Below are 17,634 nucleotides of genomic sequence, written 5' to 3' on the forward strand. Positions count from 1 at the left end.
ATGCTGTCCGTCGGACCGGGCTAACGGCACCGGTGACGGATGGTCCTCGCACCCACGGCGTCGAGCAGGCAGGCGAGGCCCCACGTCGGTCAGCCGACGTCTCGATCAGCCTACCAGCATCCACCCGAAGCGGCCGGTCAAGGGCCGTGGACGGGTCGACGACGCTCAGCCCAGCACCTTGCGGGTCCGCTCGACGTCCTGGGCGATCTGGGCGATCAGCGGTTCGATCGAGTCGAAGCGGGCCTGACCGCGCAGATGCGCCACGAAGTCCAGCGCCAGCCGCTCGCCGTAGAGGTCGCCGTCGAAGTCCAACGCGTACGCCTCGACCCGCCGCTCCCGGCCGGAGAAGGTCGGGTTGGTGCCGATCGACACGGCGGCGGCGAGCGGCTCCCGCTGCCCCCGGCGGATCATCCGGGCGGCGTAGACGCCGTCGGCCGGGACCGCCGCGTACCGGTGGCAGAGCAGGTTGGCGGTCGGGAAGCCCAGTTCACGCCCCCGCTGGTCGCCCCGGACGACCACACCCTCCAGCCGGTGCGGGCGGCCCAGCGCGTTGGCCGCTGCGGTCACGTCGCCCGCGTCAACGCAGGAGCGGATGTACGTCGAAGAGAAGACGGTGCCGGACTCGGCCACCAGCGGAGCCCCTTCGACCGCGAAGCCGAACGTCCGGCCGAGCCGCTCCAGCAGCGCCACGTCACCGGCGGCCCGGTGGCCGAACCGGAAGTTCTCGCCCACCACCACGAGCGCGGCGTGCAGGTGCTCGACCAGCACGTCGTGCACGAACGCCTCGGCCGGCAACCGGGACAGCTCGGGCGTGAACGGCATCACACAGAGCACGTCCACCCCGAGGGCCTCGATCAGTTCCGCCTTGCGAGCGGGCTCGGTCAGCACCGCCGGGTGGGAACCGGGCCGCACCACCTCGGCCGGGTGCGGGTCGAAGGTGACCACCACCGACTGCACGCCGAGTTTCCGGGCTCGGGCCACCGCGTGCCCGATCGTCGCCTGGTGCCCCTTGTGCACGCCGTCGAAGACGCCGATGGTGACGACCGACCGTCCCCAGCCACTGGGCGCCGCGTCGTACCCCCGCCACCGCTGCATGCTGCTCCTTCGCTGTCGTTCGCTCGGACCGTCGGCCGTCCGGCACCGGTGTCAGGCCGGGGCGAGCACGATCTCCGCGCGGGCCCGACCGGCCCGCTCGCTGACGATAGCGATCAGCCCGCCGGCCGGATCGAAGACCGCGTACGGGCCGGTGTGGCCGACCGGGTCGAGCGGACCGCCGTGGGAGAGCACCTTGGCCTCCTCGGCGGTGGCGTCCCGACGGGGGAAGAACCGTGCGGCCGCATCCGCCAGTGGCAGGCCCACCACGTCCGGCGCGCGCCGCTCCAACTCGTCGAGGGTGACCGCCTCGGCCAGACCGAACCCGCCCACGGCGGTTCGCCGCAGTGCGGTCAGGTGGCCGCCGACCCGCAGCGCCAGGCCCGCGTCACGGGCGATCGCCCGGATGTACGTCCCGGTCGAGCAGGCCACGTCGACGTCGACGTCGACCACGTCGGGATGGTCCCGCCGGATGGCCAGCACGTCGAGCCGGGAGACGGTGACCCGTCGGGCCGGCAGATCGACGCTCTCCCCCTCACGGACCCGCTTGTACGCCCGCTGTCCATTGATCTTGATAGCGCTCACCGCGCTCGGCACCTGATCGATCTCCCCGGTCAACTCGGCCAGGGCGCTGTGGATCGCCTCGTCGGTTACCGCACCGGCGGGCGTGGTGGCGATCACGTCACCTTCCGCGTCGTCGGTGACGGTGGCCTGACCGAGCCGGATGGTCGCGGTGTAGCTCTTGTCCGCGCCGATCACGTACGTCAGCAACCGGGTGGCCCGGCCCACCCCGACGACCAGGACACCGGTGGCCATCGGGTCGAGCGTGCCGCCGTGCCCGACACGCCTGGTCCGGGCCAGCCTGCGGATCCTGGCCACCACGTCGTGCGAGGTCATTCCGCCGGGCTTGTCCACCACGATCAGGCCGTCTGTGCTCACGACGTGCAAGCCTGCCAGACCCACCGGAGGGCCTGAGCACCGGACAGGCGCCGAAATCGGATATCCAGCAACCGGCCGTCCTTGACACGATGACGACATCGGCGACGGTAGAACCCGCCGTCATGACCACGGGGAGCACGAGATGACCACGGACCGCGAGCACGATCGAACGCACCCGCCCGACGATCCCGCCCGCCTGCGGCCACCCGACCGACCCACCGTGCTGCCGAGCTGGATGCTGGACCCACCACCGGCACGCCGCACGCTCGGCGTCCGGATCACCGAGAATCTGGTCGCCCTGCCCGGTGCCGCGGCGCTCCGGCGCCGCTGGTGGGCCTGGCAGCGACGGCAGCGCCTACGCGAGCGCTATCCGAACACGGTCAAGGTCGTCGCCATGCTGGTCTCCTTCGTGGCGAGCCTGGCCCTGGTCCTGCTCCTTCACGCCCTCTACGGCCAGGCCTGATCAGGCCACGGCGCGTTCCTGGCCACGGACCGCGCCGGTCACTGCCCAGGCACCGCTGCGCAGCCGGAGCAGGAGCCCGACCAGGCGGATCACGGTGAACAGCATCAGCCCCGCCCAGACACCACCGAGGCCCAGGTCGAAGGCGTACGCCAGCCAGATCGCCGGTAGGAAGCCGCCGAACGCGCCGGCCACCGTGAGGTTCCGCAGATAGCGCACGTCACCGGCGCCGATCAGCACGCCGTCGAGGGCGAACACCACCCCGGCCAGCGGCAGCATCGCGGCGAACCACGGCCAGGCCACCAACGCCTGCTGGTGCACTGCCGGATCCGAACTGAACCAGGTGGGCACCACGCCCGCACCGGCCGCCGCGAGCACGGCGAAGGCCGTGCCGCAGAGCGCGCCGAGGCGGCCGATCCGGCGGGCCAACGCCCGGGCGGACGCCTCGTCATTGCCACCGAGCGCCGCCCCGACCAGCGCCTGCGCGGCGATGGCCAGCGCGTCGAGCACCAGTGCCGCGAAGAACCAGAGCTGCACCGCGATCTGGTGGGCACCGACCGTGGCGGCACCGAACCGGGCGGCGACCGCCGTGGCGGACAGGAAGCTCGCCTGGAAGGCCACCCCCCGGATCAACAGGTCCCGGCTGAGCACCAGTTGCTGCCCGATGACCCGGGGACGCGGGCGCAGCGCGACCCGCTCGGCCACCAGGGCGGCGGCGAAGAGGGCACCGGAGAGGGTCTGCGCGATCACGTTCGCCACCGCCGAGCCGATCAGCCCCATGCCGACCGGGTAGACCAGCACCGGACAGAGCACCGCGGAGAGCAGGTTGGGGCCGACGACGAAGAGCAGCGGTCGGCGGGTGTCCTGCACACCCCGTAGCCAGCCGTTCCCGGCGGCGGCGAGCAGTAGCCCGGGGGCACCGAAGGCGGCGACCCGCAGCCAATCGGCAGCGGCGACGCCGACCTCGCCACCGCCGGCCAGGGCACCCGCCAGGGCGCCGCCACCGAACTGCATGCCGATGACGACCGCCAGTCCCACGCCAAGGGCCGTCCAGGACGCCTGGACGCCCTCGGCCACTGCGGCGGCGCGGTCGCCGGCACCGAACCGGCGGGCGGCGCGGCCGGTCGTGCCGTACGCGACCACGGTGCCCAGCCAGGCGGTGAGGGTCATAACGGTCCCGCCGACCGCCACCGCTGCCAGCGGCACCCGGCCCAGATGGCCGACGACCGCGGTGTCGACGAGCACGTAGAGGGGTTCGGCGGCGAGTACCACGAGGGCCGGCAGGGCGAGCGCGGCGATCCGCCGCGGCGACGCGACCCGGTCGGTGGCGAGGGTGGACTGACTCATCACCGCAGATCGTGGCACGGGAGAAGTAAGGGTCGCAATCTTGCCCGCCACTTACTCGGGCGAGCGCTCCCCGGCTACCGTGCGGGCTGGACCGGGCCCGCCCGGCGACATGGGCGGACGGCCGGACCGAAGGTGACGCGGTACGCGTCGACGACGGAACGTCACCACCGGTCGAGAACGGTCACTGACGGGTGTCCATGGAGGTCTGAAGGGCGCGGCGAGCCTGCTCACGGGCCTCGTCGGTGGTGTCGGGCTTGTTGGGCTTGGCGGCCATGATGGGTCCTTCCAGGGCACGCGTCACCGGGCGCGGCGGCGCGTCGTGGGCGGTGCGAGGACTGTCGCCCCGCGAGCCGACTCCGGGGTCGCCGGAGCGGCGAGAGGGCGGCCTGGTGGCCCGGGTCGGTCGACCCTGGAACGAGGCGGCACCGGGTATGGCTCCGCCCCTGACCTGCGCCGAAGCGGCGCCGACCGTTTCCCAAGTTATCGTTCAGGTCCACATGGTGCGCGCTGTTCCCGCGATCTGGACAAGTCGGCTCGCCGTCACCTCGCCAGGAAATGCCAGCCGATCCACCACCAGAAACCGAACAGACCGATCCTGCCCACCGGCACCGGACCCACCTCGTACCGCATGATGTAGGCGCAGATCTCACCGAGCGTCGGAATCTTCGAGCCCTCCCGCCGGGCCAGCCACTCGACCAGCCCGAACAGCGCCAGCCCGACCAGGAACCCGCCGATCGCCAGAGCCCGCATCATCGCCGCACCAGTCCCCAGAACGCCGACAGCCACACCAGCCAGGCCGCCGAGCGGACCAGGCGGTCCTCCAGCAGCGGATCGGCCAGCCGGGAGAAGGTGGGGAAGTCGTCACCGGCCGCCGCGAAGAAGGTGGCGCCCTCGAAGATCCCGAAGACCACCACCGGCAGCGCCCACCAGATCGCGCCGGATCTCAACTGCTCGGGTGCCGGGCGAGCCTGCACCCGCTTGGTCAGACCGAGCCAGATCAGCACCCCGCCGGCACCGAACACGTAGACGTTGGCCTCGGTCGAGAAGGACGGGAACCGACCACCGACCAGTGAGAGGGCGACCAGCACCGGTACGCAGACAACCGGTCGCTCCCACGTGCGAGGGGCGTCAACGGTGAGATCGTGGGGCTGCTCCATCATCCGATTCTCCCCATCCTGTCCAGGTGCCGAAGCGGCGACGCCCCGGAGTTGACCCTGAAATCACCCCTGCTGGTCGGCGCCACCGTCCCGGCTGCCCACCCGCAACTGCGCCCGGATCCGCTCGACCACCTCGTCAACCGTGCCACGGCCGGTGAAACCGGCGGCCAGTCGATGGCCACCGCCGCCCAGCGCGACCGCCACCCGACTCACGTCCGTCGCGCCCTTGCTGCGCAGGGACACCGCCCACACGTCCGGCGCGGTCTGCTTGATCACACAGCTCACGTCGGCCTCGGCGGTACAGCGCACCGGATCGATGAGCGCTTCCAGGACGTACGGCCGCTGCTCGTGGCGGGCCAGGTCGTCCAGGGTCGCGTACGTCCAGACGAGGCCCTGCCCACCGGCCTCCTCGGGCTCCAGCCGAGCCCGCCCGAGCACCTCGCCGAAGAGCCGCACCGCGCCGAACGGCCGGCTGTCGAACACCCGCCGCGAGATGTCCCCCGGCCGGATCCCGGTGGCCAGCAGCCGGGCCGCCATCTCGTGCACCGCCGGGGTGGTCGCGTCGAACCGGAACGAGCCGGTGTCGGTGCTCAACGCCACGTACAGGCACTCGGCGATGCCCGCGTCCAACGGTACACCGAGCCGGTCCAACAGCTGCTCGGCGACCACGGCGGTCGCCGCAGCAGCCGGGTCGACCAGGTTCACGTCACCGAAGCCGCTGTTCGAGGCGTGATGGTCGAGCACCAACGCGATGCCCTTCCCCGCCAACCGGCCAGCCAGCGCGCCGAGCCGCGACTCACTCGCCGCGTCGAAGCAGATGACCAGATCCGGCTCGGGGTCGGCCTCCGTCTCCGGCACCAGCAACTCCAGACCGGGCAGGCCGCGCAGCGGCTCGGGCACCTCCGGCGGGCCGGGGAAGGTGGCCTGCAAACGGCCCACACCGAGCCGCCGCAGCCCGAGCGCGAAGCCGAGCATGCTGCCCAGCGCGTCCCCGTCCGGGTTGACGTGGCAGATCAGCAGCACCCGACCGTCGGCGGGCAGCCCGCGTACCGCTGCCACTGCGGCAGACCAGTCGGCCTCGGTGGGGCCGGCGGAGGCCAACGCGCCGTCGGCCGGGGCGGCGGAGGCCGCCGGAGCAGACCGATCGGAGCCGGGCTGCCGCAGCACGGCAGCCTCGGAGCCGGCACGGGCCCCACTGGAGGGAGCGGTCACCGCCGTTCCCCGCCACGGGAGTCGTCGGCGGTCTCGTCCTCGTCGGCCTCGTCGTCTTCGTCCTCGTCGAGGCGGTACGGCTGTGCCTCCCCGGCGTACTCGGCGCGGGCGGCCAGGCGCTGCACCTCAGCGTCGGCGTTGCGGGCCGCGGCGAGCAGATCGTCGATGTGCTTGACCTGGTCCTGGACGTCGTCCAGCACGAAGGTCAACGTCGGCGAGTGCCGCAGCCCGAGAGCCTTGCCGACCGTGCTGCGCAGCATCCCCTTGGCGCTGTCCAGTGCGGCTGCGGTGGCCGCCTGGGCCGCCGCGTCACCGAGCACGGTGTAGAAGACCGTGGCGTCACGCAGGTCGGCCGTGATCCGGGCGTCGGTAATGGTGATCATGCCGAGTCGAGGGTCCTTGATCTGACTCCGCACCACCGACGCGACCAGTTCGCGCACCCGCTCCGCGTGCCGGCGTACCTTGGCCGCATCCGTCATCTCCGCCACCTCCACGGCGTCGCCGCTACCGACCGGAACCGGTGACGCCAGCGTCACCGGAGCCCCGACCGACCCCAATACCCGAACCCTACCCGCGCCGTCCGCTCGGGCGTGCGGGGCGGCTGCCAACCAGCTCAGTCGTCGTCGCCGTACAGCCTGCGACGCACCGACAGCAGGTCGATCTCCGGACGACCCGCGACGAGCCGCTCACACGAGTCGAGCACCTCGCGGGCGTGTGCCGCCTCGGCGGCCACCACGGCCACCCCGATCTCCGCTCGCCCGTGCAGGTCCAGCGCCCCCACCTCGGCGACCGACACCTCGAATCGGCGAAGTGCCGCGACGATCGGGCGCACGTACGATCTCTTGGCCTTCAGCGACCGGGAGTCCCCCGGAAGCAGCAGGTCGAATACTGCGGTTGCGGTGTACATCGTCTGCGGACACTACCCGCATCCCACCCCACATGATCAAGGGGTTTACGCCGACCGGCGTAAACCCCTTGATCAGTGCGTTACCGCAGGATCAGGCGCGAGCCTTCTCCCGCATCTCGAAGGTCTCGATCACGTCGCCGACCTGGACGTTGTTGTAACCACCCAGGGTCAGACCGCACTCGAAGCCCTCCCGGACCTCCGTCGCGTCGTCCTTGAACCGCTTCAGCGAGCTGATCGTGAGGTTGTCCGCCACGACCGCGCCGTCGCGCAGCAGGCGCGCCTTCGCGTTCCGTCGGATGACGCCCGACCGGACGATGCAACCGGAGATGTTGCCGATCTTGGACGAGCGGAACACGTCGCGGATCTCCGCGGTGCCGAGCTCGACCTCCTCGTACTCCGGCTTGAGCAGGCCCTTGAGCGCCGCCTCGATCTCCTCGATGGCCTGGTAGATGACGGTGTAGTACCGAATCTCCACGCCCTCGCGGTCGGCCATCTCGCGGACCTTGTTGGAGGCCCGCACGTTGAAGCCGATGATCGTGACCGGCTCGGACGACGCGCTCGCCAGCATGACGTTGCTCTCGGTGATCGCGCCGACACCCCGGTCGAGGACCTTGAGCTGGACCTCCTCGGGGATGTCGAGGTTGAACAGCGCGTCCTCCAGGGCCTCCACCGAACCGGAGACATCGCCCTTGAGGATGAGGTTGAGCGACGTCTTCTCGCCCTCCTTGAGCTGCTCCATGAGCGTCTCGAGGGTGGCCCGACCACGGGAGTTGGCGAACGCCGCCGCCCGTCGACGTGCCTGCCGCTGCTCGGCGATCTGCCGCACCGTGCGGTCGTCCGCCGCCGCGAGGAAGGTGTCGCCCGCCCCCGGCACCGCGGTCAGACCGAGAACCATGACCGGACGTGCCGGACCAGCCTCGGTGACCTGGTTGCCGTTCTCGTCGAGCATCGCCCGGACCCGGCCGTGCGCCCCACCGGCGACGATCGAGTCGCCCGCCCGCAGGGTGCCCTTCTGCACCAGCACGGTCGCCACCGCACCACGGCCCTTGTCCAGGTGCGCCTCGATGGCCACACCCTGCGCCGGCCCGTCGATCGGAGCGGTCAGCTCCAGCGACGCGTCGGCGGTGAGCAGTACCGCTTCGAGCAGGTCCTCGATGCCGATACCGGGCTTCGCGGCCACGTTGACGAACATGGTGTCGCCGCCGTACTCCTCGGCGACCAGGCCGTACTCGGTCAGCTGCTGGCGGACCTTGTCCGGGTTCGCCTCGGGCTTGTCGACCTTGTTGACCGCGACCACGATCGGCACCTCGGCCGCCTTGGCGTGGTTCAACGCCTCGATGGTCTGCGGCATGACACCGTCGTCGGCCGCGACCACCAGGATCACGATGTCCGTCACCTGGGCACCACGGGCACGCATGGCGGTGAACGCCTCGTGACCCGGGGTGTCGATGAAGGTCACCGCGCGGTCCTCGCCCTCGTGCGGCACGTGGACCTGGTAGGCACCGATGTGCTGGGTGATGCCTCCGGCCTCACCCGCGACGACGTTCGCCTTGCGGATCGCGTCGAGCAGCTTGGTCTTACCGTGGTCGACGTGACCCATGACGGTCACCACCGGGGCGCGGCTGACCAGGCGGTCCTCCGCCACCTCGGCGTCGAGGTCGATGTTGAACTGCGCGAGCAGCTCGCGATCCTCGTCCTCCGGGCTGACGATCTGCACGTTGAAGCCCAGGTGCTCACCGAGCAGCAGCAGCGTGTCGTCCGAGCACGACTGCGTCGCGGTGACCATCTCGCCCAGGTTGAACATCTCCTGGACCAGCGAACCCGGGTTGGCGTTGATCTTGTCGGCGAAGTCCGACAGCGAGGCGCCCCGGGAGAGACGCACCGTCTGCCCCTGACCCCGGGGAGCACCCGAGCTCATGGTCGGGGCCGACAGGTTGTCGAACTCCTGTCTGCGCTGCTTCTTGGACTTGCGGCCACGGGTGGGCTTGCCGCCCGGACGCCCGAAGGCACCCGCGGCGCCACCGCCCCGGCCACGGCCGCCGCCACCTGGGCGACCGCCGCCACCGGCCGGCGCACCCGGACGGAATCCACCGCCGCCACCGCCACCGGGGCCGCCACGGTAACCACCGCCGCCACCGCCACCGGGACCGCCACGGTAGCCACCGCCACCGCCGCCACCGGGACCGCCACGGTAGCCACCGCCACCGCCGCCCGGACGACCAGCGCCGCCACCGGCACGTCCGGCACCCGGACCGCCCGGACGACCCGGACGCTGGCTCGGCATCGAGGCCGGGCTCGGCCGCGGCGGCATGGACGCCGGGCTCGGCCGCGGCGGCATCGACGCCGGGCTGGGACGGGCACCACCACCGGCACCGGCGGCCGGTGGCCGCTGCTGCTGGCTGCCCTGAATACCGAAGGGGTTGTTACCGGCGCCCCGCGCCGGCGGGCGACCCTGCCGGCCGCCCGGCCCGGGGGTGGGACCACCGGGACGACCCGCCGCCGGAGAACCCGGACGGGGCGGCATCGTGCCGGGACCGGGTCGCGGACCCGGGCGGGCTGCGCCGTCGGCCGGGGGCTCCCGGCGGACGTTCTCCCGCTGCTGCTGGCGGGCGGCCTGCGCGGCCTTGACCGCAGCCTCCTGCTCAGCCTTCAGCGCGGCCGCACGCGCCTCCGCGGCGGCCACCTCGATGTCGTGAGCACTCGCCGGCTTGGCGACCGGGGTCGCCGCTGGCGGCGGACCGGGCACCGGGGCCTTCGGCTTCGGCCCGGGCACCGCCGGACGCCGTGGCGGCGTCGGCTTGGCGGTGACCCGAGGCTCGCCGGGGGTCGGCGGCGGGGTCGGCGTCGCCGACGGAGCCGATGGTGCCGACGGCGCTGCCGACGGGGCACCGGAGCCACCCGAGGCGACGAAGGCGCTGCGCAGCCGTCGGGCGACTGGCGCCTCGACGGTGCTCGACGCGGACTTGACGAACTCGCCCATCTCCTTGAGCTTGGCGAGTACGGTCTTGCTTTCGACCCCGAGCTCTTTTGCAAGCTCGTGTACGCGGGCCTTACCTGCCACTGCACTCCTCACTCCGAGGTCGTGCGGGCAGCACCCGCAGCGACCTCACTCGTGCACTTGAAGCCTGATCATTTCTGGGACTTCATCGTGTGCTCATGTCGGTCGTCCTACCTTGCTAGCGGCCCTCGTCCGATCGGGTGACCGGACGTGGTGGTTGACGCGTCAGGTACTCCGCGAGGGCCCCGTCATCCGGAACCCCGGCGACCCGCAGCGCGCGCCCGAAGGCACGACGCCGCACTGCCTGCGCGAAGCAGGCCGGATCCGGGTGCATGTTCGCTCCCCGACCCGGCAGCGTGCGGGTCGGATCAGGTCGGAGGCTGAAGCCAGCCTCGTTACCGACCGCGACTATCCGCAGCAATTCACTGGCCGGTGCGCGCCGTCGACAACCCACACAGGTGCGCTCCGGCAGCGCGCGTCGTGCCACTGGTGGAAGTCTACCCCTAGCTGCCCGACACCGCTCCGCCCGGTTCCCGGACTTGATCAGCCCCGGAACGGCCGGCGGTTTCGTTTTGTTCCGCATCGGACCGAATGTCGATTCGCCAACCGGTCAGTCGGGCGGCAAGACGGGCATTCTGCCCTTCTCGCCCGATTGCCAACGAAAGCTGGAAGTCCGGAACGGTCACCCGCGCGGCCCGGTTGGCCAGGTCGACCACCTCGACGCGCAGTGCCTTGGCCGGGGAGAGGGCGTTGCCGACGAAGGTCGCCGGATCGTCCGACCAGTCGATAATGTCGATCTTCTCGCCGTGCAGCTCGCTCATCACCGCGCGGACCCGCTGGCCCATCGGGCCGATGCAGGCGCCCTTGGCGTTGACCCCGGCGGCGGTGGAACGCACCGCGATCTTCGTACGGTGACCAGCCTCACGGGCGATCGCGCCGATCTCGACCGTGCCGTCGGCGATCTCCGGCACCTCCAGGGCGAAGAGCTTCTTCACCAGGTTCGGGTGAGTCCGGGACAATGTGATCTGCGGCCCACGCATGCCCTTGGCCACGTGCACCACCACGCACCGGATCCGCTCACCATGGGTGTACCGCTCGCCGGGCACCTGCTCCGACTGCGGCAGGACCCCCTCCAGCTTGCCCAGGTCGACGGTGACGATGCCCTTCTCGGCCCGCGCCTCGTGCGCCTGCACCACGCCGGTGACCAGGTCACCGTCGCGGCCGACGTACTCACCGAAGTGCACCTCGTCGGTGGCCTCCCGCAACCGCTGGAGGATCACCTGCTTGGCGGTCATGGCGGCGATCCGGCCGAAGTCGTGCGGGGTGTCGTCCCACTCCCGCTCCACGGTGCCCTCGGCGCTCAGCTCCTGGGCGTAGACAAGGGCCGCGCCGGTCTTTCGGTCGATCTCCACCCGAGCGTGCGGCTCCGCGCCCTCGGTGTGCCGGTACGCGGTCAACAGCGCGGTCTCAATCGCCGCGAGGATCGTGTCGAACGGGATCTCCCGCTCGCGCTCCAGTGCGCGCAGCGCCGCGAGGTCGATGTTCACCTCTCCTCGTCCTCCACATCGTCATCGTCATCGTCGTCGACGTCTTCTGATTCGGCCAGTTCGTCGAGGCGGGTGAACTCGACCTGCACCCGACCCGGTCCAAGATCGGCGTAGGCCCACTCCGCGCGGTCCGCGTCGACCTCCAGCACCACCCGCTCGGCGTCGGCCTCCACCACGCGGCCGATGACCTGTCGGTCACCCCCGGGCTGCCCGGCGGCGCCACCGCGTACGGTCACCCGGACCAGTCGCCCCACGTTGCGCCGCCAGTGCCGGGGCAGCGTCAACGGGCGGTCCACGCCCGGCGAGCTGACCTCGAGCTGGTACTCCCCCGCGAGGATGTCGCCGCCGCTCTCCTCCGCCGCGTCGAGTGCGGCCGAGATCGCCCGCGACACGTCCGCCACCGCGTCCAGGTTGATGCCGCCGTCGGCGTCGACGATCACGCGCACCACGTGCCGGCGGCCGGCTCGGGAGACCGCGAGGTCCTCCAGGTCGTAGCCGGCGTCCTGCACCACCGGTGTGATCACCGAGCGCAGCCGTTCGCGGCGGGCGGCGAGGTCACCACGGGAGGTCTGACCCACCCGCGCGGCCTGACCACCCCGGGGTCGCCCCGTCGTCCTGGTGGCACGGCCACGCTGCGTCATCTGAAGACCCTTCCGCTGCTCGCCGACGCCATGCCGGCACGCCACCGGTGCGGACGCGCCGGTGGCTGCGCAGAGCGTAACGCGCCGCCGGGACGACGGCCCGAGCGGCGCACCGACGCCACCGCCGGACACAGGTCACGGCGATGGTGTTGACTTGTCCGGTGGCGATGGGCAGAACGACTCGGCGGGACGAAACGTCCTCGCTTCCCCGACGCACGGTGCTGCGAGCCGGCGCACTGTTGGCGGCCGGCGGGGCCGTCGCGCCGCTGACCGGTTGCGGTCTGTTCGACCGCGACGAACAACCGCCGCCGCCCGATCCGCTCGCTCCGCTGCTGGACGAGTCGCTGCGGCTGGCGGCGGGCCTGCGAGCCGCCGCCGTGATCCACCCCGACCTGGCCACCCGGCTGGTTCCGCTGGCCGAGTCACACGAGACACACGCCGCGGAGCTGGCTCGGCTGACCGGTGTGGCGACCGCCTCGGCCACCCCCACGGCAGCCCCAACCGATCCGCCGTCGGCCGACCGGTCGACCGCGCTCGCCGCCCTGCGCCAGTCCGAGCGCGCCGGCCGGGAGGCGGCGATCGCGGCCTGCGCCGCAGCGCCCACCGAACGCGTCGCGCTGCTCGGCTCGATCGCCGCCGCCCGCGCCACCCACCTGGAGGCGCTGCGATGAGCAGTGACCTGTCCGAGGCGCTCGCCGAGGTCCTCACCGCCGAGTACGCCGCGATCTGGGCCTACGGACCCATCGGGGTGCGACTCGACGACGCCGAACGCAAGGCGGCGGTGGCTGCGGAGGCCGCCCACCGCGCCCGTCGGGACGCCCTGGTGGTGCAGCTGAGCGGTGACAATGGCAGCATTCCGCCGGATCGGGCCGGCTACGCGCTGCCGTTCCCGGTGACCGACCGGGCCAGCGCGCTGCGACTCGCCGTGCAGGTGGAGGAACGCACCGCGGCCTTCTGGCGGGCGGCGCTGCCGGTCAGCACGGGTGCCGACCGGGATCGCGCCCTGGCCGCCCTGGTGGAGTACGCGGTACGGGCGACCCGCTGGCGGCGCAGCGCCGGCATCACCCCGCTGACGGTGCCGTTCCCGGGTCGCCCCGCCTGAGCCGGGCAGGACGCGGGCGGGGCCGCCGTCCAGTTGCGGTCGACATACCAGGTATGCATACTCCGGTCCATGTCCATCCGCCACGGCCTGCTCGCCCTGCTCGAACGCGGGCAGATGTACGGCTACCAGCTCAGGGCCGCCTTCGAGGAGTCGACCGGCTCTACCTGGCCGCTGAACATCGGGCAGGTCTACACCACGCTGTCCCGCCTCGAACGGGACGGCCTGGTGAGATCGCTGCCGGAGAGCGCGGCCGGACAGCGTCCGTACGAGATCACCGACGCCGGGCGGGCGGACCTGGCGCTCTGGTTCGCCACCCCGATCAGCCGGTCCGACCGTCCCCGGGACGAGTTGGCGATCAAGCTGGCGCTCGCGTTGACCACCCCCGGCGTGGACGTCCGCGCGGTGGTGCAGACCCAGCGGACCAGCACCATGCGTACGTTGCAGGAGCTGACCCGGCTGAAGTACTCCAGCGACCGTCCGGAGGACCTGCCGTGGCGACTGGCCCTGGACGCCATGGTGTTCCATGCCGAGGCCGAGGTGCGCTGGCTCGACCACTGCGAGAGCAGCCTGGTACGCCACCGCCCCCCGGCCGCTGGCCCAGCGCCCCTCTCCGAGGCGGTGGGCCACAGCGGTGAGGAGGCACGACGGTGACCACCGGAGGCGGGCGGACGCCGGCCACCCCCGACCCGAGGGCCACCTCCGACTCCGTCGCCGCCTCCGGCACCGTGGCCGCCGACCCGACCGGCGACACCGTGCTGGACCTGCGTGACGTACATCGCACCCACGGCAGCGGCCCGGCTGCGGTGCACGCCCTGCGCGGGGTGAGCCTGGCCGTACGCCCCGGCGAGCTGGTCGCCGTGATGGGCCCCTCCGGTTCCGGCAAGTCGACCCTGCTCACCCTGGCCGGTGGGCTGGACAGCCCGACCGCCGGTGAGGTGCACGTCGAGGGGCAGCCACTGCACGCCCTGGACCGGCGTGGGCTGGCGCGGCTGCGCCGTCGTCGCATCGGGTACATCTTCCAGAACCTCAACCTCATCGGCAGCCTGACCGCGGTGGAGAACGTCGCACTTCCGCTCGAACTGGACGGCTCCCGGGTACGAGCGGCCCGCCGACTGGCGCTCGACGCGCTGACCGAGGTGGGTCTGTTGGAGCTGGCTGACCGCTTCCCGGACCAGCTCTCCGGTGGTCAGCAGCAGCGCGTCGCCATCGCGCGGGCGCTGGTCGGGCAGCGGCGTCTGGTGCTGGCCGACGAGCCGACCGGGGCACTGGACTCGCAGACCGGAGAGGCGGTGCTGCGGCTGCTGCGCCGCCGGGTCGACGCCGGAGCCGCCGGCGTGCTGGTGACCCACGAGGCCCGCCACGCCGCCTGGGCGGACCGGGTGGTCTTCCTGCGCGACGGCGTGGCGGTCGACTCGACCGCCCCACTGGCCGGCGTGGAGGCCCTGCTCAGCGGAAGCGGCCGGTGAGCGGATCACCCCGGTTGCTCAGCCGCGCCCGGCTGGCCGAGGCGATCGGATCGTGGCGGGCGGCGCTGCGCATCGCCCGACGCGAGGCACGACGCGCCCGGGGGCGTACCGCCCTGGTGCTGGCGATGATCATCCTGCCGGTGTTGGCGTTGAGCTTCGTCTCGGTCAGCGTGGAGATGTCCCGGCTGACCCCGAGCGAGGAACTGGATCGCCGACTCGGCAGCGCCGACGCGGAACTGCGGGTGGTCAGCCGCAGTTCGATCCAGCAGAGCGCCGACGGCACCGCCTGGATCTCCCCTGGTGACGAGGACAAGATCCCCGCAGCGGTCACCGGGGAGTACGTCGCCGCGCTGCTGCCCGAGGGCAGCCACGTGCTGCCGGTGCGCCGTTGGGTGCCGTTCAGCGCCTGGCAGGGCGACCGGATCCGCGACGACATCGACGCCACCGTGATCGACCTGACCGATCCGCTCGGGCGCGACCTCGCCCGGATCCACCGGGGCCGGGCACCGGCCGCCGCTGACGAGATCGCGGTGAACCTGGCCGCCCGCCGCAGCCTCGGTGTCGACCTCGGGGACCGCGTCGTCGCCGGGGACAGCCCGCGCAGCTGGACGGTGGTCGGCGTGGCCGAGCTACCCGAGCGGCTCTCCCCGATGGTCATCCTGCATCCCGCCGGGGCACCCACGCCGAACGGCAGCGACGAGGTGTTCCTGGCTGACCTGCCGGGCCCGGTCACCGACGACGTCTATCAGCGGCTCAACCAGCACGGCATCGTGGTCACGGCCCGGATGCCCGCGCCACCACCAGGGGCACCGCTCGACCAGTACGACCCGATGGTCGGCGGGACGTCGCTGGAGAACGTCAGCACCGGGGTGCTGGTGGGCGGGCTCGGCCTGCTTGAGGTGGTGCTGCTGGTCGGGCCGGCGTTCGCCGTCGGAGTACGCCGTCGGCGGCGGGAACTGGCGCTGGTGGCTGTCGCCGGGGGCGACGCCGCCCACCTGCGCCGAGTGGTACTCGCCGACGGCGTGGTGCTGGGCGGAGCCGGTGCCGTCATCGGAATCGCACTCGGCGTGGCGGCAGCCTGCGCCGGACGGCCGCTGGTCGAACAGTTCATCTTCCACGAACGGCTCGGCGGATACCGTGTCTGGCCCCCAGGGCTGATCGCGATCGCGCTGGTCGCACTGCTCGCCGGGGTCCTGGCCGCACTGGCACCGGCGTGGACGGCCGCCCGGCAGGACGTGGTGGCCGGACTCGCCGGACGGCGGACCCCGCCGACGCACCGGCGTCGGTGGCTCACCATCGGCATCGCGTTGGCCGCCGGTGGGACGGTCGTGGCCGCGATCGGCGCGGTCGTCACCTCGCAGTCGGTCATCCTCGCCGGGCTGGTTCTGGGCGAGTTGGGGCTGGTGTTCGCCACCCCGACACTGGTGGGCCTGCTGGCCCGGCTCGGCCGGTTCCTCCCGCTGGTCCCCCGGATCGCGGTACGCGACGCCAGCCGCAACCGGGCGTCGGCCGCACCGGCCATCTCCGCCGTGATGGCCGCGGTCGCCGGCAGTGTCGCCCTCGGTCTCTTCCTGGCCAGCGACGAGGTCCGCACCGAGCAGCGGAACCGGGCGTTCCTGCCGGAACACACCGTGCTGGTCACCTACAGCGGCGAAATCGCGTCGGACAATGCCCGCGAGCAGATCAGCGGCTTGGCGCGGGAACTGCTCGGCACCGACACCATCGCCCCGCTGGTGTCAGCGGGCTGTGCGCCGGATTTCGACAGCTGCATGATCACCGCGACCATGCCGCCGGAGCGACTCTGCCCCTGGCGGCCGTACCAACCGCTCAGTGAGGGCGACCAACAGCGGGCCCGCGCCGACCCCCGCTGCCAGTACCGCGACGACACCCTCGACGGTCCGTACCTGCGGGTCGCGGTGGACGACGGCACAGCGCTGGGGCTGCTCACCGGGGTCGCGCCGGACGATGTCGCCGCTGGCACCGCCACGCTGCGTTCCGGTGGCGCGGTGATCACCGACGACCGTTTCCTGCGGGACGGGCGACTGGATCTCCGCGTCGAGCACGGCGACGAGACTCGGTCGACGGATACCGCCACGGTGCCCGGACACGCGTTGCACACCGGCCTCGGTGAGCAGTGGCTGGTGCTCTCCCCCGCCGCCGCCGACCGACTCGGGCTGGTGGCCCGGCAGATCGGCTGGGCGCTGAACGCCGAGAAACCGCCGGGCCAGCGACAGCATGATGATCTTGCAGCCGCCCTGCGCCCGCTCGCCCCTGCCGGAGTCAGCGTGGAGTGGAACCGGAGCCACAACAACACCCGGCCGCTGCTGCTGTTGCTGGCCGGGGTCGCGGCCGTCGTCACCATCGGCGCCGCCGCCATCGCCACCGGCCTGGCCGCCGCTGAGGCCCGCACCGACCTGTCCACCCTGGGCGCGGTCGGCGCCAGCCCACGCGTACGTCGACTGCTCTCGCTCTGCCAGGCGGGCTTGATCACGGTGCTCGGCTCGGCGCTGGGCATCGTCGCCGGACTCGCCTCGGCCCTGGTCGTGATGGCCTTCACCAACCAGCGGTACGCCGACCAGTGGCCGATCGAACCGCCATACCCGCTGGTCATGCCCTGGCCCACCCTCGGGGTGCTGGCCGCCGTGCCACTGGTGGCGATGCTCGGCGCGGCGCTGTTCACCCGCTCCCGGCTACCCGTGGAACGCCGCCTGGACTGAACGGCTGATCAGACCGGGCCGGCCGCGTTCGCGGCTGATCAGACCGGGC

At 72.3% G+C, this 17,634-nt stretch carries 17 protein-coding genes and 1 pseudogene; 6 read left to right on the forward strand and 12 right to left on the reverse strand.

The features are described from left to right. Positions 1-165: 165 nt before the first annotated feature. Entirely contained in the window at positions 166-1,095 is a 930-nt protein-coding gene (locus tag FF096_RS07315; RefSeq protein WP_155215662.1) for a bifunctional riboflavin kinase/FAD synthetase, read from the reverse strand. Positions 1,096-1,146: 51 nt separating this feature from the next. After that, positions 1,147-2,031 carry a tRNA pseudouridine(55) synthase TruB gene (gene truB, locus FF096_RS07320; RefSeq protein WP_309222847.1) on the reverse strand — a complete coding sequence of 295 codons (885 nt, stop codon included), beginning with the start codon at positions 2,029-2,031 and terminating at the stop codon, positions 1,147-1,149. Positions 2,032-2,173: 142 nt separating this feature from the next. Here truB and FF096_RS07325 point away from each other — a divergent pair, with 142 nt between their 5' ends. Further along, the gene (locus FF096_RS07325; protein ID WP_155215665.1) at positions 2,174-2,494 is read left to right on the forward strand and encodes a hypothetical protein; all 321 of its coding nucleotides are present in this window, start codon (positions 2,174-2,176) and stop codon (positions 2,492-2,494) included. Here FF096_RS07325 and FF096_RS07330 read toward each other — a convergent pair whose 3' ends face one another. The 10 genes and pseudogenes from FF096_RS07330 to rimP form a co-directional block, all read right to left on the reverse strand. After that, the gene (locus FF096_RS07330; protein WP_155215667.1) at positions 2,495-3,838 is read right to left on the reverse strand and encodes an MATE family efflux transporter; all 1,344 of its coding nucleotides are present in this window, start codon (positions 3,836-3,838) and stop codon (positions 2,495-2,497) included. A gap of 540 nt (positions 3,839-4,378) precedes the next feature. After that, a complete protein-coding gene (locus tag FF096_RS07335; RefSeq protein ID WP_196222489.1) occupies positions 4,379-4,588 on the reverse strand; it encodes a DUF6186 family protein in 210 nt (69 codons plus the stop codon). Next, on the reverse strand, positions 4,588-4,995 hold the full coding sequence (locus FF096_RS07340) for a hypothetical protein (RefSeq protein ID WP_155216089.1): 408 nt from the start codon (positions 4,993-4,995) through the stop codon (positions 4,588-4,590). Before FF096_RS07340 ends, FF096_RS07335 begins: the two co-directional genes overlap by 1 nt. Positions 4,996-5,058: 63 nt before the next feature. Further along, complete coding sequence (locus tag FF096_RS07345; RefSeq protein WP_155216091.1) at positions 5,059-6,096, reverse strand: bifunctional oligoribonuclease/PAP phosphatase NrnA; 1,038 nt, start codon at positions 6,094-6,096, stop codon at positions 5,059-5,061. A gap of 107 nt (positions 6,097-6,203) precedes the next feature. Continuing rightward, positions 6,204-6,686, reverse strand: coding sequence for a 30S ribosome-binding factor RbfA (gene rbfA / locus FF096_RS07350; RefSeq protein WP_155215671.1), 483 nt, complete (start codon positions 6,684-6,686; stop codon positions 6,204-6,206). Between the two features lie 134 nt (positions 6,687-6,820). Further along, a complete protein-coding gene (locus tag FF096_RS07355; protein ID WP_155215673.1) occupies positions 6,821-7,114 on the reverse strand; it encodes a DUF503 domain-containing protein in 294 nt (97 codons plus the stop codon). A 91-nt stretch (positions 7,115-7,205) separates the two neighbouring features. Further along, on the reverse strand, positions 7,206-10,175 hold the full coding sequence (gene infB / locus FF096_RS07360; protein WP_309222848.1) for a translation initiation factor IF-2: 2,970 nt from the start codon (positions 10,173-10,175) through the stop codon (positions 7,206-7,208). 93 nt (positions 10,176-10,268) lie between these two features. Next, a pseudogene (locus FF096_RS07365) lies at positions 10,269-10,599 on the reverse strand (YlxR family protein). A gap of 16 nt (positions 10,600-10,615) precedes the next feature. Beyond that, entirely contained in the window at positions 10,616-11,659 is a 1,044-nt protein-coding gene (gene nusA, locus FF096_RS07370) for a transcription termination factor NusA (RefSeq protein ID WP_309222849.1), read from the reverse strand. Further along, positions 11,656-12,300, reverse strand: a complete 645-nt coding sequence (gene rimP, locus FF096_RS07375) for a ribosome maturation factor RimP (RefSeq protein WP_155215677.1) — start codon at positions 12,298-12,300, stop codon at positions 11,656-11,658. Before rimP ends, nusA begins: the two co-directional genes overlap by 4 nt. Positions 12,301-12,518: 218 nt before the next feature. Here rimP and FF096_RS07380 point away from each other — a divergent pair, with 218 nt between their 5' ends. The 5 genes from FF096_RS07380 to FF096_RS07400 all read left to right on the forward strand — a co-directional run bounded on the left by FF096_RS07380 (position 12,519) and on the right by FF096_RS07400 (position 17,585). Beyond that, positions 12,519-12,971: a hypothetical protein gene (locus FF096_RS07380; protein WP_309222923.1), complete on the forward strand. Its 453-nt coding sequence runs from the start codon at positions 12,519-12,521 to the stop codon at positions 12,969-12,971. Then, positions 12,968-13,402, forward strand: a complete 435-nt coding sequence (locus FF096_RS07385) for a ferritin-like domain-containing protein (RefSeq protein WP_155215680.1) — start codon at positions 12,968-12,970, stop codon at positions 13,400-13,402. The genes FF096_RS07380 and FF096_RS07385 overlap by 4 nt, the downstream gene beginning before the upstream one ends. Positions 13,403-13,471: 69 nt before the next feature. Next, the gene (locus tag FF096_RS07390; RefSeq protein ID WP_155215682.1) at positions 13,472-14,053 is read left to right on the forward strand and encodes a PadR family transcriptional regulator; all 582 of its coding nucleotides are present in this window, start codon (positions 13,472-13,474) and stop codon (positions 14,051-14,053) included. 74 nt (positions 14,054-14,127) lie between these two features. Further along, a complete protein-coding gene (locus tag FF096_RS07395; protein ID WP_309222924.1) occupies positions 14,128-14,868 on the forward strand; it encodes an ABC transporter ATP-binding protein in 741 nt (246 codons plus the stop codon). Beyond that, the gene (locus tag FF096_RS07400; protein WP_309222850.1) at positions 14,865-17,585 is read left to right on the forward strand and encodes an ABC transporter permease; all 2,721 of its coding nucleotides are present in this window, start codon (positions 14,865-14,867) and stop codon (positions 17,583-17,585) included. The genes FF096_RS07395 and FF096_RS07400 overlap by 4 nt, the downstream gene beginning before the upstream one ends. Positions 17,586-17,634: the final 49 nt, after the last annotated feature.

The sequence above is a fragment of the Micromonospora sp. CP22 genome (genome assembly GCF_009712475.1).
In the GTDB taxonomy this organism is placed as follows: Bacteria; Actinomycetota; Actinomycetes; order Mycobacteriales; family Micromonosporaceae; genus Micromonospora.

Excerpts from the sequence above, each read along its gene's own strand:
- FF096_RS07335 (WP_196222489.1), bottom strand. The coding sequence starts at position 4,588 with ATGCGGGCTCTGGCGATCGGCGGGTTCCTGGTCGGGCTGGCGCTGTTC.
- FF096_RS07390 (WP_155215682.1), top strand. The coding sequence starts at position 13,472 with ATGTCCATCCGCCACGGCCTGCTCGCCCTGCTCGAACGCGGGCAGATG.
- rimP (WP_155215677.1), bottom strand. The coding sequence starts at position 12,300 with ATGACGCAGCGTGGCCGTGCCACCAGGACGACGGGGCGACCCCGGGGT.
- FF096_RS07340 (WP_155216089.1), bottom strand. The coding sequence starts at position 4,995 with ATGGAGCAGCCCCACGATCTCACCGTTGACGCCCCTCGCACGTGGGAG.
- FF096_RS07315 (WP_155215662.1), bottom strand. The coding sequence starts at position 1,095 with ATGCAGCGGTGGCGGGGGTACGACGCGGCGCCCAGTGGCTGGGGACGG.
- rbfA (WP_155215671.1), bottom strand. The coding sequence starts at position 6,686 with ATGACGGATGCGGCCAAGGTACGCCGGCACGCGGAGCGGGTGCGCGAA.
- FF096_RS07385 (WP_155215680.1), top strand. The coding sequence starts at position 12,968 with ATGAGCAGTGACCTGTCCGAGGCGCTCGCCGAGGTCCTCACCGCCGAG.
- FF096_RS07355 (WP_155215673.1), bottom strand. The coding sequence starts at position 7,114 with ATGTACACCGCAACCGCAGTATTCGACCTGCTGCTTCCGGGGGACTCC.
- FF096_RS07330 (WP_155215667.1), bottom strand. The coding sequence starts at position 3,838 with ATGAGTCAGTCCACCCTCGCCACCGACCGGGTCGCGTCGCCGCGGCGG.
- FF096_RS07325 (WP_155215665.1), top strand. The coding sequence starts at position 2,174 with ATGACCACGGACCGCGAGCACGATCGAACGCACCCGCCCGACGATCCC.